This window comes from Labrys sp. HAY1-8F (assembly GCF_056754975.1).
This window is the reverse complement of the sequence record NZ_JBPGWZ010000002.1, coordinates 1,432,614-1,455,093: the sequence shown is the minus strand read 5'-3', so window position 1 is coordinate 1,455,093 and position 22,480 is coordinate 1,432,614. Positions and strand designations below refer to the sequence as shown.

Genomic DNA, 22,480 nt, shown 5'->3' with positions numbered 1-22,480 from the left:
ACCATGACTGAGATCGCCCCGCACGGCATGAACGTCCTGTCACCGCATCTCATCTGTGACGGCGCCGCCGATGCCATCGAGTTCTACAAGAAAGCCTTCGGTGCCGAAGAGATGATCCGCCTGCCCGGACCAGACGGTAAGCTGATGCATGCCTCGATCAAGGTCTGCGGCTGCTCCGTCATGCTGGTCGATGAGAACAAGAATTATGGCATGCTCTCGCCCAAGACCCTCAACGGCTCGCCGGTGACCCTCCATCTCTTCGTCGCCGATGTCGATGCCTTCGTCGCCCGCGCGGTCGAAGCGGGGGCCGAGGTGGCGATGCCGGTGCAGGACATGTTCTGGGGCGACCGCTACGGCGTGATCAAGGATCCCTTCGGGCATCATTGGTCGATCGCTACCCATCAGCGCGATCTCACCGCCGCGGAAATCGAGGAGGGCATGCGCAAGATGGCCTGCTGAAGCGCCTTGCGCCTCCAGCAGCTATCCTCGAAGGGTGACTCGGGCCGGCTGTTAGGCTATGGCAACGGCGATGGAACAGCCTTCGAAGCCTTTCTGGAAAACCAAGCCGCTGGAGGCGCTCTCGCCAGAGGAGTGGGAGAGCCTTTGCGATGGCTGCGGCCGCTGCTGCCTGGTCAAGCTGGAGGAAGAGGAAACCGGCGACACCTATTTCACCGATGTCGCCTGTTTCATGCTCGAATGCCATAGCTGCCAATGTTCGGATTACGAGCATCGCAAGCGCCATGTTCCCGATTGTGTCACGCTGACGCCCGAACTGGTGCGCACCATCGATTGGCTGCCGCCGACCTGTGCCTATCGGCTGGTTGCCGATGGCGAGGATCTCTATTGGTGGCATCCGCTGGTTTCGGGCGACCCCGACACCGTGCACCAGGCCAAGGTCTCGGTTCGCGGCAAGGTCAAGGCCGACGACAAGCAGGTGGGCGAGGGCGAGTGGGAAGAGCATGTAGTGCGCTGGCCAGCGCGCGTACCCAAGGCCGCCCGTAGGCGCTGAAGCCGGTCCTGCAAGCCGTTTCGACGCCATAGAGCCAGACTCGTCGGGATGGAGCTCCTGCAGCCCTATCTTCCCGCGAAGGTGGCGGACCCCGTTCAAGCGAGCCGACATGCGTGGGATCTCACGGACGAGGGACTCTGCCGGCCCGGCGTAGGCAAACATGAGTGCGCGGAGATCCTGGGAATTGCCCCACTCGCGCAGCATTCCAGCAACACAGCACGATTATCTTGGCGTCATTCAACAGGAGTTGCGGGATGGAAACGCTTGTCGACATCGGCTCTGCTGCCGTTCTTATGATCTTGGCGGGCATGATCTTGCATGTTGCCCTATCCATGCCGGTTTGAGATCGCACGAATACTAAGTTTACTCTTTGGTAAACATGTTTTGCCGGGAAGCGGAGTTTGTGCGTTTTCGCACGGAACGAATGCGCGCGCGGTGTTCGAAATAGCGCGTGATGAACATCAGATTCGGGGGAAGATTGATGACACGCGCACAACTGGTTCTGGATCGTCCTGAGCGGCTGTCGGGCTTCGGCCGGGTGACTCCTACGGCGGCTGGACGGCATCTGAGTTTTGCGATTTCGACCCTGTCCTTCGTCGTGATCGCCGCTTCCGCGTTGTTCCTCGCCTCGTTTTTCTAGGCGCAGCCCATGTCACTTCGTCTTCCAAGCCTAGGTCCTGGAATTGCGGACCCAGGGAAGGAAGCGTTTGCCTGGTGATCGCCCGTTCGCTATCGGGCTGCTGTTTCGGTGATCCCCAGAGCCGGTCTCGCGGTCATATCATATGTATTAAATGTGACATGCTGGTAGGGCATATCGCTCTCCGCATGTATTGAGCCTATGCGTCCGGAATGGCTGCAGCTGACCGCCGAGAGAGGCATCTCAATGCAGCGCCGGGGCGTGCCGGTCACGTCCTCCGAGCTTATTGCCCGATCAGCCGAAGGTCCGTGTCTTGAAATTCGTCGAAACCTTTACCCTCTATCCGTTTCTCGACACGGTGGTGAGTCTGCTCAGCGCCTTCGTTTTCGGCACGCTCATCGGGGCGGAGCGCCAATATCGCCAGCGCACGGCAGGTTTGCGGACCAATGTGCTCGTGGCATTGGGAGCAGCCGCTTTCGTCGATCTCGCCATGCGCATCGCTGGCCCGCAGGAAGCCGTCAAAGTCATCTCCTATGTCGTGTCCGGCATTGGTTTCCTGGGCGCGGGCGTGATCATGAAGGAGGGCATGAATGTCCGCGGCCTGAACACGGCGGCGACGCTGTGGTGCTCGGCTGCGGTCGGAGCCTGCACGGGGGCGGACATGGTGGCGGAGGGCGCGCTGCTGACGCTCTTCGTCATTGCCGGCAATACGTTGTTGCGCCCGCTGGTCAATGCCATCAATCGCATCCCGATCAATGCGCAGCGTTCCGAAGCAATCTATGAAGTGCGGGTGACCACCAGCCGGGCTTCGGTTCCCGCCATCCGCGAACTCTTGGTGGAGCATCTGGAGGCCGCGCAATATCCCGTCGGCGATGTCGAGCTGTTCGATCGGGGTGACGACATGGCCGAGGTGGTCGCTACCCTCGTCAGCACGGCGGTCGATCCCAAGGAGCTCGACGGTGTCGTTGCCCATCTCGATCGCGAACATGGGGTTTCCCATGCGACCTGGGAAAGCAGCACGCAGGAATGAAGGTCAGCCGGGAGGCGCAGGAACGGTGGCGGGATCTGAGATCGCTATCCGGCAAACACGCGCAATGGCCATCGCGACTATTGGAAGCGCACGGGTGAGCCAGCCCTGTCGGCCATGGTCTCGATGAAGGAGCGATAGGCCGAAACGGCGGTAACGGCGGTGATGGTGCCGCAATCGCGCCCCTTGCCGCCCATCACGGCCGAGATCACGCCGACCAGCACGTAGTTTGTGCCCTGGCGCTGGAACACCGGCCCGCCCGAATCGCCCCGGCAGATGCCGTTGTTGTTGACGGTGCGGCGGGTCGCCTTGTGATCGATTAGGAAGAGCTGATGGGATTTGCTGTCGATCTGGTCCAGCATGTCGAAGCGCCGTTCGCGCAGCTTGCCGGCGCTGCTGACCACGCGATCGCGGCTCATGCCGAAGCCGGCGACCTGCACGTCGACGAAGCTGCCATCATCGGCGATGCGCGAGGCCAGCGGCACGGGTACCAGCCAATCGGGAAATTCATGGTCGACCCGGATCAGGGCGATGTCGTTGATGGCCGCCGAGGTGCCGAGCGCCGTGACGTCGAATTGAGGATGGATCGCCACCTGTGTCGCCTCGGCGAAGCGGAAGCGGAACTGGGTGTCGAGGGCACGGATGCGATAGTCGCCATGCCCGCTCAGAAAACAATGAGCGGCCGTCAGCACCAGCTTGCGGGAGATCACCGTGCCGCTGCATTTGGTGCCGCTCGGCCCCGTGATTTGCACGACATGGCTGCGGACGCCCGTGGGATCGGTGACGTCGCGACCGCCTTTGATCGCCAGGGCTGGCATGGTGAAGGCCACAAGGGACATGACAGCGACGGCGAGGCGGGTTTTCATCATGGCTAAGCTGTAGAGCATTTCCAACCAAAACCAAATTGTTGCGCGCCCAAGCGGCTTCCTGCCAATCGAGCCTCAAGCTCGATCGCAAAGAAGCTGCAGGATCTCAAACGCGTGGTCACGGCAGGGAGGCGCCCATCCGCGCCGCACTGCTTCGTATCCAGGGCAGGGCGGTGCCGAGCAGGGCTACACCCGTCATGCCGCCGCAGCCCCGGCCGCTATTGGCGCCCACGGCGGAAGCGAGTACGCCGACAAGCTTGCCCTCGCGCAGCACCGGACCGCCCGAATCGCCCTGGCAGGCGCCACCGAGCCCGCCGCCCTCACGCAGGCGCAACTGCACCCTGGAGATGGGCGGGGCTCCCTCCAGCGCGATCTCGCGCAGGACGCCGCCGCTCTTGCCGGCATTCTGGGCGGTCAGGCCGAAACCGGCGACGCGATACACCGCACCCGCAATGCCCGCTTCGGCGGCAAGCGGAAGCGGGGCGTAGCCGGCCAGGGGCGCGTCAAGCTTCACCAGAGCGAGATCGATGGTGAAATGCCGCTTGTCATAGGCCTTGGCATCGAACTGAGGGTGAACAGCCACATTGCCGAGCGGCGAGAGCACCGGCTTGCCGGCCTGATAGGTCAGCAAGCGGTAATTGGCGCCCTTGCGCACGCAATGGCCTGCCGTCAACAGGAGATCGGGTGCGATGACGCTGGCCGAGCAGAAACTGCCGCGATCGGAGACGATCATCACGACGTGACGGGCCATGTCGGCCGCCGCTGGCGTACCGCCGACGATGGCGTAGGCCGGTGGCGCTGATGCGAGAGCCATGGCCAAGACCAAAAGGCTCGCGGCGAGCGAGCGCAGGGTCAGGATCGACTTCGGTATCAGTACGCGTGACCGACCCGACCCGCGCGTGAACCAGCCTGAGCCCGGTGGATTGACAGGGCGGTCCTGCTGGCGGAAGGCGGAATTGAGCATTACGTTCATGCCGTGTTCAGAGGCCCTGCAGAATGATGATGATGGCTCGAATCGAGGGGAATCACGGCAGAATCTAGAGCAAGGCGAGCCAAGCGGAAATGCTGCTTTGTTCTAACTCCTTGTTTCGGCGCGTTTTTGTATTTCTCCGCATGAGGCGACCATATCGCAGAGCGCTATAGCAGAAGGATGAGGATGGGGCGGATATCTTCCTTGGTGATGGTCTTGGCTCTGGGACTTGGGTGGTTTGGCGCGATGCAGCCGGCAATGGCCGCTTGCGTCAGCCTCAGCGAGGCACGCCCGCTCGTGAAGTCTGGTACGATCGTGCCTCTTCTTTCGGCGTTGGGGGCGGCTCGACGTGCTGTAAAGGGGGAAATGATAGACGGCAATTTATGTGGAGACCCTGGCAATTACCGCTATGTCGTCACATTTCTGGGGACCGATGGGCGGGTTATAAGAGCGACGATCAACGCCAAGACCGGCGAAGTCGTGGGTGTGAAGTAAAGGAATACCGATGCGGCTTCTCGTGGTCGAGGACGATCAGGATCTCAACCGCCAACTCGTCAAGGCGCTTGAGGAGGCAGGCTACGCCGTTGACCGGGCCTTCGATGGCGAGGAAGGCCATTTCCTCGGCGATACCGAACCTTATGATGCCGTGGTGCTCGATGTCGGGCTGCCCAAGCTCGATGGCATCACCGTGCTCGATCGCTGGCGCCGCGCCGGCAAGGTGATGCCCGTCCTGATCCTGACCGCTCGGGATCGCTGGTCCGACAAGGTGATGGGCTTCGATTCAGGTGCGGATGATTACGTCGCCAAGCCCTTCCACATGGAGGAGGTCCTGGCCCGTCTTCGGGCGCTCATCCGCCGTACCACCGGCCACGCCACCAACGAACTGGTCTGCGGTCCCGTCCGCCTCGATGCCCGCGCCGGCCGTGTCGTGGTCGACGGCAATCCGATCAAGCTCACCTCGCACGAATATCGCCTGCTGGCCTATCTGATGCACTATACCGGGCGCGTCGTCTCGCGCACCGAATTGGTCGAACATCTCTACGACCAGGATTTCGACCGCGATTCCAATACGATCGAAGTGTTCGTCGGTCGCCTGCGCAAGAAATTGGGTGTGGATGTGATCCAGACCGTGCGGGGCATGGGCTATATACTCACACCACCGGACGCCATGCGCGTATGACCACGCGTTCGCTGGCCTTCCGCCTCTTCGTCGCCGCCGCGGCCTGGGTGGTGGTGGTGCTGGTGGTGGCGGGCGTGGTGCTCTCGTCCGTCTACCAGCATGCGACCGAGCGTTCCTTCGACGAACGCCTGCATGTCTATCTCAAGACGCTGGTGGCTGACATCGCCGGCGCTGATGTGGGTGACCGCACGGCGCCCGGCGCCATGGGCGAGCCGCGTTTCGAATTGCCGCTGTCGGGCTGGTACTGGCAGATCAACCGCCTCGACAAGCCGGCTTCCAACGGCTCCAAATCGCTGTTCGAGGCAACTCTGCCCAGCCTGGACGATCCGAATACGCCCGAAGAGCCCAGCGGTGTCCGCGAGGGCTACATCAAGGGCCCGGACGATCGCCGGCTGCGCGCCGTCGAGCGCCTCATCGATCTCGGCGAGGATGGCCGCTACCGGGTGACCCTGGCGGGCCCTGCCGACGAGATCGACAGTGCCATTTCCGACTTTCAATATTCGCTGCTGCTGACCTTCACAGCACTTGGGGTCGGACTGCTCGCCGCCATTTTGCTACAGGTGCGCTTCGGCCTCAGGCCGCTTTCGCGCATCAGCGGTGCGCTGGCCCGCATGCGTACCGGCGAGGCGGCCAAGCTGCCACCCGACCTGCCCGACGAGATCGTGCCGCTCGCGCGTGAGCTGGATGCCCTGGTCGATGCCAACCGCGAGGTGGTCGAACGGGCGCGTACCCATGTCGGCAATCTCGCCCATGCCTTGAAGACGCCGTTGTCGGTGATCGCCAATGAGGCGGGCGCGGCGCCGGCGGGCGCGCTGGCCGAACAGGTCGGCCGGCAGGTCAGCGTGATGCGCAAGCAGATCGATCATCATCTCCAGCGCGCGCGTATCGCCGCAGCCGTCAGCGTGGTCGGAACGGTGACCGAGATCGTGCCGGTGATCGAGGGGCTGGTCCGGGCCATGGAGAAAATCCATGCCGTCAAGCGCCTGAAGATCAAGGTGCAGGTCGATCCAGCGTTGCGTTTCCGCGGCGAAAAGCAGGACATCGAGGAGATGACAGGCAATCTCATCGACAATGCCTGCAAATGGGCGATCAGCGAGGTCATGATCCAGGCAGAGGCCTTTCACCTGGATGGCGTCCTGTTCGCCCGCATCGTCATCGACGACGACGGGCCGGGCCTGTCTCCCGAGAAACGCGCCGAGGTCGGCCAGCGCGGCAAGCGGCTTGACGAAACCAAGCCGGGTACCGGCCTCGGTCTTGCCATCGTGCAGGATCTCGTCTCGCTCTATGGCGGCCGCTTCAATCTCGATGAAGCACCGATCGGCGGTCTACGGGCCATTCTCGATATTCCCGCCCTTCAGGGATCGGCGCCGCCACCCGGCGCCCGGCCTTCCTCGCGGAGCGGCGAGGGGGAGACAGTCTAGCCCCCCGCGGCCCGCACGAGCACCGAAGCGGTTCACTTTCTCGTAACGTTCGGAACAGCAGGGTCTTGCGACACCGTGAGACGGTTGGCGCGGGGCGTTTTTGCGTGTAAGGCTGCCGACAGTATCCGCTCAGGGCGTTTTGCGATTTGATGGGATCAGCTCGAATCGCAAGACGCGTCGAAAAAGGGAGTTGGAGCAGATGAGTGTTCAGTCATGAACGCCCTTTGCTCTGGGTTAGGGGTCCTATGACAAAATCGATCGTCAAGCTGTTTGGCCTGGCTCTGGTGGCGCTGCCGCTGGCAGGATGTGGGCTTACCGGTTCGACCACCCAGCCAAATGTCGCCGCTGCGCCACCCACGCCCGCCACCAGCAATTCGCCGATCCTCGACAGTCTCGATCCTGCCGACCGCGCCCGGGCCGAACAGGCTCGCCGCACGGCCCTGGATGGCAAGGCGAAGGTCAGCGTCGACTGGAAGAGCGATAGCAACGCCTCCACGCATGGCAGCGCGGTCGCCGGGCCTCTGCAGAACCAGGGCGCAGCCCAGTGCCGGCAATATTCCCAGACCATCTATAAGGAAGGCGTGCCGAGCGTCGCCCGTTCGACGGCGTGCCGGCAGCCGGATGGCGGCTGGGTCAACAGCTAAGGCGTTTTGCGATTGGACGGAAGCGCTGAGAGCCGCGAACATGCTCTTCAAGCCAATCCGTTGGATTGGCTTGAAGACAAGGAGTTGGAGCAGACAGGTGTTCAGCCATGGACGCGCTTTGCTCCGGCGATAGTCGGGTGAAGGGGCGTGTAGCCGCGCACGCCACCAAGTTGCATTGCGTGATACTGCGTGTTTGCGCGTGTGACGCGCCCAAATTAGGCCTTATGGCCAGCGCAAGAGATTTCGCATGCTCCTATGGATAGCCCTGGCCGCCATGACCGGCCTCGCAGCTCTGGCGTTGCTGTGGCCGCTGGCGCGGCGCGGTAGCGCTCTGACGCCGCAGGCATCCGACATAGCCATCTACAAGGACCAATTGGCCGAGATCGATCGCGATCTCGAGCGCGGGCTGATCGCCAAGAGCGAAGCACAGGCCGCCCGCATCGAGGTCTCGCGCCGGCTGATCGAGGCCGACGAGGGAGAGAAGCTCGAGAAAGGTCGGCAGCCCGCCGCACAGGCGGCTATCGGGCGGCGCAGGCTTGCCGCGAGCATCGTCCTTGTCGCCGTGCCGCTGCTCAGCCTCGGGCTCTATGCCTATCTCGGCTCGCCGTCGAACCCCGATCAGCCCCTTGCGGCCCGCCTGGACAGCAATATCGAGAACGCTTCGCTCGATGAACTTGTGGCGCGGGTGGAAGCCAAGTTGGCGGAGAATCCGGAGGATGGTCGCGGCTGGGAATTGATGGCACAGATCTATCTGCGCCAGGGACGCTTCGAGGATGCCAAGCAGGCCTATGCCAACGCGTTGCGGCTGCTGGGCTCGACGGCCGAGCGCGAGACCAATTTCGGTGTCGCCGTCGTCGCCGCTGCCGACCGCATGGTGACGGCCGATGCCAAGGCGGCTTTCCAGCGAGCCCTCAAGCTCAATCCCACGGAATTCCGCGCGGCCTATTTCCTCGGCCTCGCCAAGGAGCAGGATGGCGACAAGAAGGGTGCAATCGAAGCCTGGCAGGCCCTGATTGCCGGCAATCCCGATGCTGCCGACTTCCTGCGGCAGGAAATCACCAGGGTCGGCGGGCAGCCCAAATCCGCTCCCGATGGCACCGCTCCCGATGCAGCTGGTCCGGGTCCCTCGAAGGACGATGTCGCCGCCGCGCAGACGATGACGCCCGAGGAGCGCGGCAAAATGATCCAGGGCATGGTCTCCGGGCTGGCTGAGCGGTTAAAATCCCAAGGGGGCAGCCCGGAGGAATGGATGAAGCTGATCAAGGCCTATAGCGTGCTCGGGCAGGCGGACAATGCCCGCAATGCACTTGCCGATGCCCGCAAGGCCCTAGCCAGCACGCCCGATGCCGTCAGGCAGATGGACGAGCTTTCGAAGGCATTGGGTCTATGACGCGTAAGGGCAGACGTCTGGCGATGATCGGAGCGGCCGGGGTGGTCCTCGCGGCTGCGGTGGCCCTGGTGTTGTTCAGCCTGGGCGGCACCATGTCCTACTTCGCCGGTCCGAGCGACATCGTCGGCAAGCAGACCACGCCGGGTCAGCGCTGGCGGTTGGGCGGCCTGGTGGAGCAGGGCTCCCTGCAGCGCGGTAGCGCGTCTGAGATCGCCTTCATGGTGACCGATACCAACAAGTCGATCAAAGTCATCTATTCGGGTATCGTGCCCGACCTGTTCCGCGAGGGCCAGGGCGTGGTGGCGGAGGGCGTGGTCGACAGTGCCGGCGTCTTCCAGGCCGATACGCTGCTGGCCAAGCATGACGAGAAATACATGCCCAAGGAAGTGGCGGATGCGCTGAAGGCGCAAGGCCATTGGGAAGAGGGCGGCGCCTACGGGAAGAAGCCATGATCGTCGAAGCCGGCCATTACGCACTCGTTCTCGCGCTCACGCTTGCCGCGATTCAATCGGTACTGCCGCTATGGGGCGCCCGCACCGGCGATCTCGGCCTGATGCGCATCGGCACCAGCTCGGCCCTGTTCCAGCTTCTCTTCATCGCCATGGCGTTTGGCGTGCTGACCTATGCCTATGTCAGCTCGGACTTCTCGCTCACCAACGTGTTCGAGAACTCCCATTCGGCCAAGCCGCTCATCTACAAGATCTCCGGCGTGTGGGGAAACCATGAGGGCTCGATGCTGCTCTGGGTCCTCATCCTGGCCTTTTTCGGCGGACTGGTGGCGGCTTTCGGCCGTAACCTGCCGCCGACCATGAAGGCGACCGTGCTGGCGGTGCAGGCCTGGATCAGTGCCGCCTTCCTGCTGTTCATCCTGCTCACCTCCAATCCCTTCACCCGCCTCACGCCGGCGCCGATGCAGGGACAGGATCTCAATCCGATCCTGCAGGATGTCGGTCTCGCCATCCATCCGCCCCTGCTTTACCTGGGCTATGTCGGCTTCTCCATCGCCTTTGCCTTCGCGGCTGCCGCGCTGATCGAAGGGCGCATCGATGCCGCCTGGGCGCGCTGGGTGCGGCCCTGGATCCTGCTGGCCTGGATCTTCCTGACGCTGGGCATCGCCATGGGGTCCTACTGGGCCTATTACGAGCTCGGCTGGGGCGGCTGGTGGTTCTGGGATCCGGTCGAGAATGCCTCGCTGATGCCCTGGCTGGCCGGCACCGCGCTTCTTCACTCCGCGCTGGTGATGGAAAAGCGCAACGCCCTGAAGGTGTGGACGATCCTGCTCGCCATCCTCACCTTCTCTCTCTCATTGCTCGGTACCTTCCTGGTGCGCTCGGGCGTGCTCACCTCCGTGCACGCCTTTGCCACCGATCCCAAGCGCGGCGTGTTCATGCTGGCGATCCTGGTGCTGTTCATCGGCGGCGGCCTCAGCCTGTTCGCCTGGCGTGCGTCTGCCCTGAAGCAGGGTGGCATCTTCGCGCCGATCTCCCGCGAGGGCGCGCTGATCCTCAACAATCTCCTGCTGACGGTAAGCTGCTTTGCCGTGTTCATCGGCACGCTCTATCCCCTGGCGCTGGAAGCCCTGACCGGCGGCAAGGTGTCGGTCGGCCCGCCCTTTTTCGACCTGACCTTCGGGCCGCTGATGCTGGCGGTGCTGATGGTGATGCCGTTCGGACCGCTTCTTGCCTGGAAGCGCGGTGATCTGGCGGGCGCCATGCAGCGCCTGGGCGCCGCGATCGGGCTCGCCATCCTGGCTGCGTTGGTGACGCTGTGGCTCAAGCAGGGCGGGCCGGTGCTGGCACCGCTCGGCGCAGGCCTCGCCTTCTTCATCATGGCAGGGGCGGTGGTCGAGATCGCCGGGCGTATCAAGCTGTTCCGTGAACCATTGGGATCGAGCCTGCGCCGGGGGGGCGGCCTGCCACGCTCGGCCTTCGGCACGGCCTTTGCCCATTTCGGCGTCGGCGTCACGCTGATGGGCATCGTCGCCGCCTCGGCCTGGCAGTCGGAGACCATCGTGGCGATGAAGCCGGGCGATACCGCCAGTTTCGGCCGCTTCCAGGCCACCTATGTCGGCTCGGTGCCCAAGCGCGGCTCGAACTACACAGCCACCGAGGCGAGATTCGTGATCCGTCGCGATGGCGTCGAGGTTGGCCAGATCGCCTCTTCCAAGCGCTTCTACCCGGCACGCCAGATGCCGGTGACGGAAACGGGCATCAGTACCCATGGTTTCGACCAGATCTATATCGGACTCGGGGATACCATGCCGGACGGAGCCATTGCGGCGCGGCTCTATGACAAACCGCTGATCACCCTGATCTGGCTGGGCTGCCTGATCATGGCGTTTGGCGGCCTGCTGTCGCTATCCGACCGCCGCCTGCGCGTCGGCGCTCCCAAGCCGGCGCGTCGTGTCGCCCAGACCATGCAGCCGGCCGAGTAGACGATGTTGAAGCGCGTCCTCCTTGCCTGCTTTCTCGGCCTCATGGTGCTGCCGGCCCTGGCCGTGCAACCGGATGAGGTTCTGCCTGATCCGGCCCTCGAGGCGCGCGCGCGTGCGCTGTCGGCGCAGTTGCGCTGCATGGTTTGCCAGAATGAATCGATCGACGATTCGAATGCCTCGCTCGCCAAGGATCTGCGCATCCTTGTGCGCGAGCGCTTGAAGGCCGGCGACAGCGACACGGCGGTCAAGGACTTCCTGGTTGCCCGCTATGGCGATTTCATCCTGCTGAAGCCGCCGCTGGAATGGCGCACCTTGGCGCTGTGGTCGGGACCGCCCATATTATTGCTGCTGGGCGGCATCGCCATCTTCCTATCGACACGGCGGCTGCCGGCTGCCGCTCCTGCGCCGCTCAGTCCGGACGAGCAGGCCAGGATCGACGATATCCTGAAGCGGGAAGGGTAGGCCGGGGACCATCGCGGGTCCGTCGGCCTGAGCGATTCTCTATCGGCCGGTCTCGAACAGGAACCACGTCCGGCGCTCGGTCTCGCTGATCCAGTTTTCGATCAGGCTGGCGGTCGCGACATCGCGGTGTTCGTCGCATAGATCGTGGGTCTCGCGCAGGAAGCCGATCAGGCGTTTGTTGTCGTCGAGCAACTCGGCAAGCATGTCGCCGGGCGTGACGAAATCGGCATCATTGTCCGACAGGCGCTGCAGCCGTCCGATATGGCCGGCCGAACGCAGCGTGGTATCGCCGATCTTGCGGACCCTTTCCGCGATCTCGTCGGTCATGGCGAAGATCTGCTCGGCCTGTTCGTCCAGCAGCAGGTGGTAGTCGCGAAAATGTGGACCCGAGACATGCCAATGGAAGTTCTTGGTCTTCAGATAGAGGGTGAACACGTTGGCGAGCAGCGTCGTGAGCGCGCCTGACAAGTCCTTGGTCGCATTGGAGCCTAGATCGGTTGGGACCCCCAGATCCGCCGTCTTCAATGCTTTCGCCTTGTCCTTGGCCATTACGCAATTTCCTTTGCTATGAAGTGGCTACGCCTCCGGCCGATCCGTAATGGATCCTGCGACGGGAAGCGGCGGCCGTCATAGAACATCGCTTGGCCGACAAGGTTCATCGCGGACCGGACTTGGTCGGCTATCGTGCCGCCCGGCATCTTTTCTGCTCCGCTTGGTTATTCGTGCGCGATCTCATCTTGAATCAAACAAAACCGGCGCTGTAATCGTCCGGTTCATGCCGGCTGGGGGAGGCGGAACAGGCGAGGCGCGGCGGACCAGGGACACCACCTCCTGATCGAGTTCCGCAAAACCCGAGGAACGGTAGAGCGAGGCGGCGAGGACGTTGCCGGCATCATCGATCCGGAAGCGTACATAGGCGATGCCTCGTTCTCCGCGCGAACGGGCGTCGGCGGGATAGCGCTTGCGCCGTTCCAGATGCGCGATCAACTGTGAGCGCCACTGCGCCGGCGCCGGGCCGGACACCTGGCTGGAGCTGGTTTGCCGGGCGGCATTGCGGCTGGACTGGCTGGCCTGGACCTGTGCCTCGACGGCTGCTTTCGAGGCCCCCTGAGCCTGTTGGCGACGAGGCTTGGCCGGCTTTTGCTTGAGAGGCTTCTTTGGCTCTTCCCGGCGCGCGGTCTCCTGCTTCGCCTGCTTTTGCACGGGCCGCTCCTGGGGAAGCGCAACCTCGGCCTGCTCGACAGGCGTCTGGGTCGTTTCCATCTTCGGCTCGGGCTTGGCCACCTCCGTCACCGGTTCGGGAGTCGGGACTTCCTTGACGGGCTCGGGCGGCACGGCTTCCTTGGGTGTCGTGACCGCCTCGCTTGCTGCCTGGGGTTCCGCCGGGCGCAGATCGGGAGAAATCTCGTTCGCCTGGGTCTCCCTTGCCTCAGGCATCGGCGCGAACTCGATCATGATCGCTGGTGGGGGCGCATCGGCTGCCGGCGCTGCTGGCCATGGCTGCAGGTACCAGACCGCCGCTCCCAGATGGATTCCCAGCGTGAGGAGGCCGGCACCAACCCACAACGCCAGATCGGCGGCGCGGTTGCCATGATCCGTAATGGCCCAATCGGTCACGGCCGCGCGTCCTCCGGCACGCTCTCCAGCCCGACCAGGGCAATCTTGAGATAGCCGGCCTCGCGCAGCTGGTTCATCAGCGTCATCAACTGCTCGTAGCTCACCGATTTGTCGGCCCGCAGGAAGATGCGGGCCTGCCTGTCATTGGCGGTGAAATTGTCGAGAGAGGCCGCGAGGGTCTCGCGCTGGATCGGCTCATTGCCGAGTGCGAGCGACAGGTCGGATTTCAGCGTCAGATAGAGCGGTTTGTCGGGGCGCTCCACCGGCATGGCCGTGGATACCGGAAGGTCGACGGCGATATCCACGGTCGATAGGGGTGCCGCCACCATGAAGATGATCAATAGCACCAGCATGACGTCGATAAAGGGTGTGACGTTGATCTCGTGGTTCTCGGTAAGCTCAATTCCGCTGTCTTCGCGCAATCCTCCCGCCATGGCGATCACTCTGCCGCCATGGCGGCTCTTGCGGCCGTGGTGTCGGGGATTGGTATGCGGCGCAGGTCCAGTTCGAGGCTGACCAGGCGCTCCACCGCGGCCGTGGCATCGGCCAGACGTTGCCGATAGCCGGCGACGGCGCGAGCGAAGAGATTGTAGATGACGACGGCGGGTATGGCGGCAACCAGGCCGATCGCGGTCGCCAGCAGGGCCTCGGCAATGCCGGGCGCCACCACCGCGAGATTGGTGGTCTGGGTGCGGGAGATGCCGATGAAGGCATTCATGATGCCCCAGACCGTGCCGAACAGGCCGACAAAGGGTGCGGTGGAGCCAATGGTGGCCAGGATGCCGGTGCCCCGGGTCAGCCGGCGCCCCGCCTGCGCCTCGATGCGCGAGAGGCGGGAGGCGACGCGCTCCTTCACCCCGTCGCTGCCGGCATGGTCGAGGGCCGGCAGCGACCGACGCAATTCATCCTCCGCCGAGCGCACCATGGCCGCTCCCGGCCCGCCACGACCGGTGAGGGCGTGCATGGCTTGCGACAAGTCCGTCGATCCGGCGATTGCCGCAAGGGCTCGCTTGGCGCGAGCGGCGGCGCAGGCGATCTCGACTGTCTTGGCCAGCCACACCGTCCAGGTCACCAGCGAGGCGAATGCAAGCCCGAGCATCACTGTCTTCACCACCCAATCGGCGGCCAGAAACATGCCCCAGGGCGAGAGGTCGTGGCCTGGCCCCGATGCGGGCATCGCTTCGAACAGGTGACCTACGGCTCCGATCGGATCTTCGAGGAAGGCGGGCGCCGGTGACGGCGCCGCGTCCGGTGCGGATGCCGGAAGGGGTGGCACGGGCGGTGTCACTTGTCCGGGCTCGACCGGAGACCCGGGAGCTGACGCCGGCGCCTGAGCCAGCGCAACGCCTGGCGGGAGCAGCAGCACCGACGCCACCACGATGTTATGACGGATGGTAAGGGATGGGCGGCAGCGGTTCTGGAGGTAGGGATACATCTTCGTCCTGTTGCTCTCCCATCCCGGCCGGGATGTCGGGGCCCGCTCCGAGGCTGGGAGGTGTGGTCATCTCATTGGAAAAAAGGCCCGAACTCGGTCGATCGAACCGAGTTCGGGCCGATGCCGTCAGAATTTAGCGGTCAGCGAGGCATAGAAGGTGCGCCCGGGCCCCGGTTGCTGCACCAGGCTCAAGGGGTCGACGTAATATTGGTCGGTCAGGTTCTCGACGCGGACGCTGCCCGTGAGGTTCTTGCTGAACTTGTATTCGGCGAACACGTCCACCAGCGTGTGCCGTTTCCAGTCGACCAGGGCGATGAACTGGGAAGCGCCCTGCGCCGTCACGTCGCCATGGCCGATGGCGCGGGCGCCGACATGGGAAATCCGGCCGCCGACGGTGAGCGTGTCGTCCATCAGCTTCTGGGACAACGTCAGTGCCAGCGAATAGCGGGGCGGAATATGATTGGTCGCATAGTCGGCATAGAGCGACTTGTTCTCGCAGGTTCCGGCGGTGCGGCAGAACTCGACATTGGTGTAGTAGTTGGCCGCAAGGTCCGCCGTGAAGCCGCCGAGCTCATAGCGTCCGGACAGTTCCAGGCCGGAAAAATGGGCGCGGTCGATGTTGAAGATGCGCATGCCCGAAGAGCCGTTGGGGAATGCGTACCATTGGCGGGCGATGTAGTCGTCGACGGTCCAGTCGAAATAACCCAGCTTCAGCATGCCTTTGTCATGCGCCGACAGAAGACCTTCCCGGCGCAGATTGGTGCCGACCTCCCAATTGCTGGAACGCTCGGGCTTCAGCTGGGAATTGACGTTCATGGTGAAGGCCGAGACCGACTCCATGATGCTGGGCAGCCGCATTGCGTTGGAATAGTTGACGTAGAACTGGGCGCCATCAATGGGCTCCAGCGTTACCCCGATCGAGGGGCTGAAGCCGCCTTTGGCCAGCCTGGTATTGTAGGTATAGTCGGGGCGCACCTGCTCGGGGGCGTTGCGGTCCTCGGACCAGAAATGCTGGTAGCGCAGGCCCCCATTGAGGGTGAGCCAGTCGACAGGCTTCCAGGCGACCTTGGCGAAACCGGCTGCTTCATGGCGGATGCCGTCGCGCAGGTCCAGCCAGGTTTCCGCCTCCTTGGTGCCGCGGCTAGGGCGGGTGTCCTCACCCCGATAGGAGACGCCATAGGTCAGGTCGGCCGAGCCATAGGCGAACAGGAACTTGGAGGTGTTGGTGATCTCGGCGCCCCACATGTCCGTGTCGGACCCGGAGCGGAAGTCCCCCGGCTTGGGCGGCCTGTAGCCGGCGCGCAGGGGATTGCGCATCTCCAGCTTGCTCCACCACAGATTGGTCTTCAGATTGATGAGATCATTGTCCTCGGGCTTCCAGCGGTAGCGCAACGTGACGGTATCGACCGAAGTTCCGGTGGTCTGGGCCTGCTGGACCGCCTGTCCCCGGTTATTGGTAAGCCGCGATGCCAAGAGGTCGCCAGCTTCGCTGCGAAAGCCGTTATAGCCGAGCTGCATGCTCTGGCCGTCGCCGAAACGCATCGTTCCCTTGACGATCCATGATTGCGTTTCCAGCTGGGTGTTCAGCACCTCCTCGCCGGCGCGATAATTGGCGATGCCGCCATTCGCGATATAGTCCTTGTAGTTCTCGCAGAAGGAGGGATTGGAACAGACGCGGCGTGGCCCCAGATGGATGGGATAGGCCGAGGGGCCGTTCGATCCCGCATGGTAATTGCCCTGCTTGCGATAGGCATAGCCTGCGAGCAGGTCGAAATTCTCTTGCTTGACTGCCGCCACGACGCTGCCCGATCCGCTTGTCGGTGACAGGAGGGCGGGGCTGTTCATGCCGGTCGGGGAAGGCGTGGCGACGGGCGGAGCCCAGGAGGCGTAAGGCCACTGGTAGCCGGCGACCGCGCCAGCCTTCGGTGAAGAGGTGTTAGTGCCGAACCCGCCGCGGAATCGCACGCCGTAATTCTTGCCGTCCTCCACGATGTCGGCCGCGTCCAGCGTGCGCATGGCGACGGTGCCGGCAATGCCGTTGGAGGTGACGTCCGATCCCTTGGTGATGTCGATGACACCGAGAAGATCGGGATCCACGAAGGTGCGGTTGGAGGTGCCCTGATAGCCCTGATAGACGGTCACCGCGTTTTCGGCGCCGTCGACCGTCACCGCGACGCGGCCCATGCCCTGCATGCCGCGGATATTCACATCGATGGCGCCGGCGCCGTTGCGCGCTTCGCCCGATGTCACGCCCGGCGTGCCCCGGAATATGTCGGCCGGACTCGACCCCCGGAAGCGCTCAATGGCCTTTTCCGAGATGTAGGCGGTGGGTGCCGGCGTCTCATAGGGAGCTTCCTGCGGATTGCCGCCCTTGCTGGCCGTCACGGTGATGACGTCGAGCACCAGCGAACCGTCGTCGGCAACGGGCCCCACCGTGCTGGTGGCGCGCCCGCTGATGGTCACGGTGTTGACGCTGGTGAAACTGTAGGAGAGACCCGTGCCGGCGAGCAGGCGCGAAAGGGCCTGTTCGCGGGTGTAGCTGCCGGAAAGGGCAGGACTGGTCCGGTCGGCAACCAGGGACGAGGCGAACAGCAGCCGCAGTCCGGCTTGATCGGCGAAACGGGTGAGGGCCGACCCGAGACCCTGTTGGGGGATGTCGAGGCGAATGCTTCCCTGCTGCGACGGTTGGGCGTAGGCGTGGCCGCCTGTACCAAACGTCGAACCCAGCACCAGACAGATCGATACCGATCCCAAAAGTGCAATTGTGGTGAAGCCGCCAAAGCCGCACCCCTTGTCATATCCTGATCTTCTGCCGCCCATCAATCCCGTCCCGCTGACCAAAAGGGAGGAGGGCGTGCATTGTCTGCAACGCCTGCCAGACCCCATATCTTGAGGACGAAACGAGCGAGGCGATCTTGCACCGCATCGGGAAGAAAATTTCGAAATGATGCGGCAGGGCGGGCGAAGCGGCGTTCCGGGCGCTCGTCGTCGGACAGCCTCAATGCAGGATGGTGACGAAGGGCAGCCGCGTGACCTTGACGGGAAGCGTCGCCTCGATGGTGGAGAGAATGGACTCCGGATCGGCGAGATCGAACACTCCCGTCACCTCCAGAGACTGCAAGCGGGCGCTGGCGATCATGATCCTGCCGCGGCGCTGGCGCTCAATCTCGACCACGACATCCCCCAAGGGCCTCCGATTGAAGATGAGCTTGCCCCTGCGCCAGGCCGTTTCGGATTCGGCGTCGACGGGCTCGGCCGGCGATGGCTGCCGGTCGGCGCCATAACGCACCCGCTGATCGGCTGCCGCCAGTACGCCTGAGCCAGGTCGGGTGCCGGCCATCACGTCCACCCGTCCCTCCACCACGGTGACGACCACCTCGTGCGAGCGGATGTCGACATCGAAGACTGTACCGACAGCCCGGGCCTGGCCGCCATTGGCGGTCACGATGAAAGGCCGTCCGGCATCGGGCATGACCTGAAACAGTGCCTGGCCATTGAGGAGTTGTAGGCGCCGCTGGCCGGCATCGAAGGCGACGTCCAGTGCGCTGTCGCCGTTGAGAAGGGCGGTGGAACCGTCCGGCAGCGTTATGGTTGAGCGCTCGCCGGCGCCGGTGCTGTGTTCGGCGAACAGATGCGGGCGTAGAAGGCTGGAGCCGGCAACGGCCAATCCGCCGATCGCCACCCCGCCGAGCACAGCCCGCCTTGTCAGTTTGGCGCGGGCACTGCGCTGAACCTTCTTCCCGGCAATGCCGATGCTATGCCAGATCGTCTCGGCTTCGCGGGCGGCCAATTCGTGCTCGGAGCTCTGCTTGCGCCAGGACGCGAAAGCCTCATGGTCGGCTTTGCCGGCCCGGCCGGAATGCAGCTTCACCAGCCAATCTATCGCGGCATCGCTGAGCGCGAGATCCGCCTGCCTTCTTGTGGTGCCTGGGTCCATCTGTCTGTCGCGATTCTAGGGATTTTCCGCGGCGGCGCATTCTACACGCCATCGTACGAGGAAGCTCAGATGGCGGCACGGAAATGGTCGCGGCAATGACGCAAGGCCTGGACCAGATAACGCGCCACCATGCTTTCGGAAACACCGAGACGGCTTGCAATGTCGCGATGGCAGAGCCCTTCGCAACGGCTCAACAGCAACGCCGCCCGCGGTTTGGGAGCCAGCTTCGATAGCCCGATCGCCAGGAAACGCAACTGATCGCAATCGATCGTGATCGTCTCGGGGCTGGGGGCGCTGTCGGCAACCGCCGCCAATATCATCTCGTCGCTGATGCAGTGGGCGGCGTGCCGCCGCTCCTTGCGGACGAGATCGATGGCAATGTTGCCGGCGACACGCAGCAGGAAGGCCTGGGGATCCTGAATGGGTGCACGCGGATTTTTCATGTCCGCCAGCCGCAGCCAGGTCTCCTGCACGGCCTCCTCGGCCAGATCGTGGGAACCGCTCCGCTTCCGCAACAGGCCCCGCAACGCCTTCCATTGGCGCAGATAGAGCGACATCAGGTCGTCACGGGTGTCGGGCGAGGTGATCGTCGTCATCGGCGCTGCATCGGGAAGGGAAGCGAAAGCCGCGCTTCATCCAAGCGATGCGCGTCAAGTGATGTCGCGATCTGATACTATATCAATAATTTCCCTGCAACATCAATAATTTAGATGGGTTCTAAGCGGCGCTGAAATCGCGCGACATATGATCCATGTTCATTTGGAGGCGATGCAGACGGGTGCTCCCGTGGCACCATGGGCGCCTCAAGAAAAAAGCGGCGACTTACTAAAGAGTAATCCCACGGAAAAAGAGTCGTAATGTTGGTCAGGGCATTGTCACCGGCAACGGCGCTGAATGGGGGCGCTGAAGCAAAGGCGACCGGCCTCTCCGAACGGAAGGCCGAGTCATTATGGAGCCTATCACGATGAATTCATCTGATCATGACATGAAGCCCAGGGACGTGCAGGCGAAATCCGGCATTCTCGCCCGGCGCCGCACGCGCCTGATGGCTGCCGTGTTCGGCCTCGGCGTCGCCGGCGCGGTTGCCGGCAACTTCGTGGTCATGCCGCCTGTCACACCCGCTTTCGCGCAGACCCAGAGCCAGGTCGCCCAGCCCGGCTTTGCCGACATCGTGCAGAAGGTGCGTCCCGCCGTCGTTTCCATCAAGGTGAAGACCGAGACCAACGCCAATGTCTCGGACGATGAGAATGACGGTGCGCCGCCCAATCCGTTCGAGTTCTTCTTCAACGGCCCGGGTGGCGGCGGCAATATGCAGCCCGGCCGGCCTCGCAAGCAGTTCGGCATGGCGCTGGGGTCCGGTTTCTTCATTTCGGCTGACGGCTATGTCGTGACCAACAACCATGTCGTCGACCATGCCAAGGAAGTCGATGTCGTTACCGATGCCGGCAAGACCTATACCGCCAAGGTGATCGGCGTCGATCCGAAGACCGATCTGGCTTTGCTCAAGGTCAAGGATGATGCTGTCAAATTCCCCTATGTCGAGCTCGAAATGCAGAACGAGCCGCGCGTGGGCGACTGGGTCCTGGCCGTCGGCAATCCCTATGGCCTTGGCGGCACCGTGACGGCGGGCATCGTCTCGGCCCGCGGCCGCGACCTCAACAACTCGACCTATAACGACTTCCTGCAGATCGATGCTCCCGTCAATCGCGGCAATTCGGGCGGGCCGACCTTCGACCTCTCCGGCCGCGTGATCGGTGTGAACACCGCGATCTACTCGCCGTCCGGCGGTTCGATCGGTATCGGCTTCGCCATTCCCGCCGAGACGGTTTCTCGCGTGGTCTCGCAGCTCAAATCCGACGGCCAGGTGACGCGCGGCTATATCGGTGTGCAGATCCAGCCGGTGAACCAGGATATCGCCGACTCGATCGGCCTGAAGAAGGCTTCGGGTGCCCTGATCGCCGACGTGACCAAGAATGGCCCCGCCGCCAAGGCCGGCCTGCAGTCGGGTGACGCCATCACGGCCGTCAACGGCAAGGAAATCGCCGATTCCCGTGAGCTGGCCCGTGCGATTGCCGATGTGAAGCCCGGCGAGACCGCCGACCTGACGGTCTGGCGTGATGGCAAGGAGCAGAGCATCAAGGTCGAGACCAGCAAGCTGCCGGGCGACAAGCAGTTGGCGGATGCGCGGTCTCTGCAGGATGACGACACAGGCGGTAAGAGCTCGCTCGCCGGTCTGGGTGTCGAACTCGCTCCTGCTGCGGCCGTGGCGGGTGCCGGCAAGGCCGGCGTGGTGGTGACCGACGTCGATCCGGGCAGCCCTGCCTCCGAATCGCTGCGCCCGGGTGATGTCATCCTCGACATTGCCGGCAAGCAGGTGAGCAATGTGCGTGAGGTTCGCGAGATCCTCTCGAGCGCCAAGGCCGACTCCAAGCGCACCGTGCTGCTGCGCGTGAAGAACAATGACGGTCTGCACTTCGTCGCCCTGCCGATCGGCAAGGTCTGATCCGACCGCTGAAGACTGATCCGGTTGCCCGGTATGGGCAACCGGATCAATTTGCGGTTCAGATCCTATGCGGACCCCATCCCGTCTCCTTCGGTCGGAGGAGAGTTGGGGGGGGCTGCATTTTTGAATATGAATGTGAATGCTGCAGGGCGCAGGTCATTGCGCCCCTATGAGGTGACCTGGAAATGTGGCAAAGCTCGTCTCAGACGCCTTCAACTCAAAACGTGACTGAGTCTGAAACCAAAATGCGTATTCTGATCGTCGAGGACGACCGCGACGCAGCTGCTTACCTGGTCAAGGCCTTCTCGGAAGCGGGACATATTGCCGACCATGCCGCGGATGGTCTGAGCGGCTATGCGATGGCCAAGGATGGCCCCTATGACGTGCTGATCGTCGATCGCATGCTGCCCAAGCTCGACGGTCTTTCCATGATCTCGCGTCTGCGCCTCGAGGATACGCAGACGCCGGCCCTAATCCTGTCGGCGCTCGGTGAGGTCGATGACAGGGTCAAGGGGCTGCGGGCCGGTGGGGACGACTACCTGCCCAAGCCCTATGCCTTCTCGGAACTTCTGGCCCGGGTCGAGGTGCTGTCGCGCCGGCGGGCCGGCAAGGGTGAGGAAACGGTCTATCGGGTCGGCGATCTTGAGCTCGACCGTCTGTCCCATGTGGTCAAGCGGGCAGGCGAAGAGATCGACCTCCAGCCGCGCGAATTCCGGCTCCTGGAATACCTCATGAAGAATGCTGGCCAGGTGGTGACGCGCACCATGCTGCTCGAGCATGTCTGGGACTATCACTTCGATCCCGGTACCAACGTCATCGACGTCCATGTCTCGCGCCTGCGCTCCAAGCTCGACAAGGGTTTCGAGAAGCCTCTGCTGCACACCATCCGCGGGGCGGGCTACATGATCCGCGACAGTGCCAAGTAAGCTGTCCCGGCAGAGTTTTCAG

At 63.6% G+C, this 22,480-nt stretch carries 22 protein-coding genes; 13 read left to right on the top strand and 9 right to left on the bottom strand.

Annotated features, from left to right (window positions below):
- The first annotated feature begins 3 nt into the window (after nt 1–3).
- The 4 genes from ACR9ZN_RS15730 to ACR9ZN_RS15715 all read left to right on the top strand — a co-directional run bounded on the left by ACR9ZN_RS15730 (nt 4) and on the right by ACR9ZN_RS15715 (nt 2,676).
- Nucleotides 4–459 (top strand): VOC family protein, encoded by a 456-nt coding sequence (locus tag ACR9ZN_RS15730; protein WP_434957329.1) that lies wholly within the window; start codon nt 4–6, stop codon nt 457–459.
- A 58-nt stretch (nt 460–517) separates the two neighbouring features.
- A complete protein-coding gene (locus ACR9ZN_RS15725) occupies nt 518–1,009 on the top strand; it encodes a YcgN family cysteine cluster protein (RefSeq protein WP_441772042.1) in 492 nt (163 codons plus the stop codon).
- A 481-nt stretch (nt 1,010–1,490) separates the two neighbouring features.
- On the top strand, nt 1,491–1,649 hold the full coding sequence (locus ACR9ZN_RS15720; RefSeq protein ID WP_434957327.1) for a hypothetical protein: 159 nt from the start codon (nt 1,491–1,493) through the stop codon (nt 1,647–1,649).
- A gap of 310 nt (nt 1,650–1,959) precedes the next feature.
- Nucleotides 1,960–2,676 (top strand): MgtC/SapB family protein, encoded by a 717-nt coding sequence (locus ACR9ZN_RS15715; RefSeq protein WP_481272632.1) that lies wholly within the window; start codon nt 1,960–1,962, stop codon nt 2,674–2,676.
- 77 nt (nt 2,677–2,753) lie between these two features.
- Here ACR9ZN_RS15715 and ACR9ZN_RS15710 read toward each other — a convergent pair whose 3' ends face one another.
- The gene (locus ACR9ZN_RS15710; protein WP_434957325.1) at nt 2,754–3,542 is read right to left on the bottom strand and encodes a S1 family peptidase; all 789 of its coding nucleotides are present in this window, start codon (nt 3,540–3,542) and stop codon (nt 2,754–2,756) included.
- A 115-nt stretch (nt 3,543–3,657) separates the two neighbouring features.
- Nucleotides 3,658–4,512, bottom strand: coding sequence for a S1 family peptidase (locus ACR9ZN_RS15705; RefSeq protein ID WP_481272631.1), 855 nt, complete (start codon nt 4,510–4,512; stop codon nt 3,658–3,660).
- A 502-nt stretch (nt 4,513–5,014) separates the two neighbouring features.
- Here ACR9ZN_RS15705 and ACR9ZN_RS15700 point away from each other — a divergent pair.
- From ACR9ZN_RS15700 to ACR9ZN_RS15670, 7 genes are all read left to right on the top strand, one after another.
- Nucleotides 5,015–5,689 carry a response regulator transcription factor gene (locus ACR9ZN_RS15700; RefSeq protein ID WP_068296769.1) on the top strand — a complete coding sequence of 225 codons (675 nt, stop codon included), beginning with the start codon at nt 5,015–5,017 and terminating at the stop codon, nt 5,687–5,689.
- The gene (locus ACR9ZN_RS15695) at nt 5,686–7,110 is read left to right on the top strand and encodes a sensor histidine kinase (RefSeq protein WP_481272630.1); all 1,425 of its coding nucleotides are present in this window, start codon (nt 5,686–5,688) and stop codon (nt 7,108–7,110) included. The genes ACR9ZN_RS15700 and ACR9ZN_RS15695 overlap by 4 nt, the downstream gene beginning before the upstream one ends.
- Before the next feature lie 245 nt (nt 7,111–7,355).
- Complete coding sequence (locus tag ACR9ZN_RS15690) at nt 7,356–7,754, top strand: hypothetical protein (RefSeq protein ID WP_434957322.1); 399 nt, start codon at nt 7,356–7,358, stop codon at nt 7,752–7,754.
- A gap of 247 nt (nt 7,755–8,001) precedes the next feature.
- On the top strand, nt 8,002–9,144 hold the full coding sequence (gene ccmI / locus ACR9ZN_RS15685) for a c-type cytochrome biogenesis protein CcmI (RefSeq protein ID WP_454814911.1): 1,143 nt from the start codon (nt 8,002–8,004) through the stop codon (nt 9,142–9,144).
- The gene (ccmE, locus tag ACR9ZN_RS15680) at nt 9,141–9,596 is read left to right on the top strand and encodes a cytochrome c maturation protein CcmE (protein ID WP_454814909.1); all 456 of its coding nucleotides are present in this window, start codon (nt 9,141–9,143) and stop codon (nt 9,594–9,596) included. The genes ccmI and ccmE overlap by 4 nt, the downstream gene beginning before the upstream one ends.
- On the top strand, nt 9,593–11,578 hold the full coding sequence (locus tag ACR9ZN_RS15675) for a heme lyase CcmF/NrfE family subunit (protein WP_481272629.1): 1,986 nt from the start codon (nt 9,593–9,595) through the stop codon (nt 11,576–11,578). Before ccmE ends, ACR9ZN_RS15675 begins: the two co-directional genes overlap by 4 nt.
- Nucleotides 11,579–11,581: 3 nt before the next feature.
- Nucleotides 11,582–12,040: a cytochrome c-type biogenesis protein gene (locus ACR9ZN_RS15670; protein WP_481272628.1), complete on the top strand. Its 459-nt coding sequence runs from the start codon at nt 11,582–11,584 to the stop codon at nt 12,038–12,040.
- Nucleotides 12,041–12,079: 39 nt separating this feature from the next.
- Here ACR9ZN_RS15670 and ACR9ZN_RS15665 read toward each other — a convergent pair whose 3' ends face one another.
- From ACR9ZN_RS15665 to ACR9ZN_RS15635, 7 genes are all read right to left on the bottom strand, one after another.
- Nucleotides 12,080–12,589 carry a Dps family protein gene (locus ACR9ZN_RS15665; RefSeq protein ID WP_441772035.1) on the bottom strand — a complete coding sequence of 170 codons (510 nt, stop codon included), beginning with the start codon at nt 12,587–12,589 and terminating at the stop codon, nt 12,080–12,082.
- A 183-nt stretch (nt 12,590–12,772) separates the two neighbouring features.
- Nucleotides 12,773–13,657, bottom strand: coding sequence for a TonB family protein (locus ACR9ZN_RS15660; RefSeq protein ID WP_454814903.1), 885 nt, complete (start codon nt 13,655–13,657; stop codon nt 12,773–12,775).
- Nucleotides 13,654–14,091: a TonB system transport protein ExbD gene (gene exbD / locus ACR9ZN_RS15655; protein WP_454814901.1), complete on the bottom strand. Its 438-nt coding sequence runs from the start codon at nt 14,089–14,091 to the stop codon at nt 13,654–13,656. Before exbD ends, ACR9ZN_RS15660 begins: the two co-directional genes overlap by 4 nt.
- Before the next feature lie 5 nt (nt 14,092–14,096).
- The gene (gene exbB, locus ACR9ZN_RS15650; RefSeq protein WP_481272627.1) at nt 14,097–15,092 is read right to left on the bottom strand and encodes a tonB-system energizer ExbB; all 996 of its coding nucleotides are present in this window, start codon (nt 15,090–15,092) and stop codon (nt 14,097–14,099) included.
- Between the two features lie 126 nt (nt 15,093–15,218).
- Nucleotides 15,219–17,822, bottom strand: coding sequence for a TonB-dependent receptor (locus ACR9ZN_RS15645; protein ID WP_481272626.1), 2,604 nt, complete (start codon nt 17,820–17,822; stop codon nt 15,219–15,221).
- A gap of 268 nt (nt 17,823–18,090) precedes the next feature.
- The gene (locus ACR9ZN_RS15640; protein WP_481272625.1) at nt 18,091–19,029 is read right to left on the bottom strand and encodes a FecR family protein; all 939 of its coding nucleotides are present in this window, start codon (nt 19,027–19,029) and stop codon (nt 18,091–18,093) included.
- Nucleotides 19,030–19,094: 65 nt separating this feature from the next.
- The gene (locus ACR9ZN_RS15635) at nt 19,095–19,625 is read right to left on the bottom strand and encodes an RNA polymerase sigma factor (RefSeq protein WP_481272624.1); all 531 of its coding nucleotides are present in this window, start codon (nt 19,623–19,625) and stop codon (nt 19,095–19,097) included.
- A 368-nt stretch (nt 19,626–19,993) separates the two neighbouring features.
- On the opposite strand from ACR9ZN_RS15635, the gene ACR9ZN_RS15630 reads away from it, so the two are divergent.
- Together ACR9ZN_RS15630 and ACR9ZN_RS15625 are read left to right on the top strand one after the other, a co-directional pair.
- Complete coding sequence (locus ACR9ZN_RS15630; protein ID WP_454814893.1) at nt 19,994–21,532, top strand: Do family serine endopeptidase; 1,539 nt, start codon at nt 19,994–19,996, stop codon at nt 21,530–21,532.
- 245 nt (nt 21,533–21,777) lie between these two features.
- Nucleotides 21,778–22,458 (top strand): response regulator transcription factor, encoded by a 681-nt coding sequence (locus tag ACR9ZN_RS15625; RefSeq protein WP_434957309.1) that lies wholly within the window; start codon nt 21,778–21,780, stop codon nt 22,456–22,458.
- The last annotated feature ends 22 nt before the right edge of the window (nt 22,459–22,480 follow it).

Bases quoted from the DNA above. Each gene is read 5' to 3' on its own strand.
- ACR9ZN_RS15730 (WP_434957329.1), top strand. From the start codon at position 4: ATGACTGAGATCGCCCCGCACGGCATGAACGTCCTGTCACCGCATCTC.
- ACR9ZN_RS15725 (WP_441772042.1), top strand. From the start codon at position 518: ATGGCAACGGCGATGGAACAGCCTTCGAAGCCTTTCTGGAAAACCAAG.
- ACR9ZN_RS15720 (WP_434957327.1), top strand. From the start codon at position 1,491: ATGACACGCGCACAACTGGTTCTGGATCGTCCTGAGCGGCTGTCGGGC.
- ACR9ZN_RS15710 (WP_434957325.1), bottom strand. From the start codon at position 3,542: ATGATGAAAACCCGCCTCGCCGTCGCTGTCATGTCCCTTGTGGCCTTC.
- ACR9ZN_RS15705 (WP_481272631.1), bottom strand. From the start codon at position 4,512: ATGAACGTAATGCTCAATTCCGCCTTCCGCCAGCAGGACCGCCCTGTC.
- ACR9ZN_RS15700 (WP_068296769.1), top strand. From the start codon at position 5,015: ATGCGGCTTCTCGTGGTCGAGGACGATCAGGATCTCAACCGCCAACTC.
- ACR9ZN_RS15695 (WP_481272630.1), top strand. From the start codon at position 5,686: ATGACCACGCGTTCGCTGGCCTTCCGCCTCTTCGTCGCCGCCGCGGCC.
- ACR9ZN_RS15690 (WP_434957322.1), top strand. From the start codon at position 7,356: ATGACAAAATCGATCGTCAAGCTGTTTGGCCTGGCTCTGGTGGCGCTG.
- ccmI (WP_454814911.1), top strand. From the start codon at position 8,002: ATGCTCCTATGGATAGCCCTGGCCGCCATGACCGGCCTCGCAGCTCTG.
- ccmE (WP_454814909.1), top strand. From the start codon at position 9,141: ATGACGCGTAAGGGCAGACGTCTGGCGATGATCGGAGCGGCCGGGGTG.
- ACR9ZN_RS15675 (WP_481272629.1), top strand. From the start codon at position 9,593: ATGATCGTCGAAGCCGGCCATTACGCACTCGTTCTCGCGCTCACGCTT.
- ACR9ZN_RS15670 (WP_481272628.1), top strand. From the start codon at position 11,582: ATGTTGAAGCGCGTCCTCCTTGCCTGCTTTCTCGGCCTCATGGTGCTG.
- ACR9ZN_RS15665 (WP_441772035.1), bottom strand. From the start codon at position 12,589: ATGGCCAAGGACAAGGCGAAAGCATTGAAGACGGCGGATCTGGGGGTC.
- exbD (WP_454814901.1), bottom strand. From the start codon at position 14,091: ATGGCGGGAGGATTGCGCGAAGACAGCGGAATTGAGCTTACCGAGAAC.
- exbB (WP_481272627.1), bottom strand. From the start codon at position 15,092: ATGTATCCCTACCTCCAGAACCGCTGCCGCCCATCCCTTACCATCCGT.
- ACR9ZN_RS15640 (WP_481272625.1), bottom strand. From the start codon at position 19,029: ATGGACCCAGGCACCACAAGAAGGCAGGCGGATCTCGCGCTCAGCGAT.
- ACR9ZN_RS15635 (WP_481272624.1), bottom strand. From the start codon at position 19,625: ATGACGACGATCACCTCGCCCGACACCCGTGACGACCTGATGTCGCTC.
- ACR9ZN_RS15630 (WP_454814893.1), top strand. From the start codon at position 19,994: ATGAATTCATCTGATCATGACATGAAGCCCAGGGACGTGCAGGCGAAA.
- ACR9ZN_RS15625 (WP_434957309.1), top strand. From the start codon at position 21,778: ATGCGTATTCTGATCGTCGAGGACGACCGCGACGCAGCTGCTTACCTG.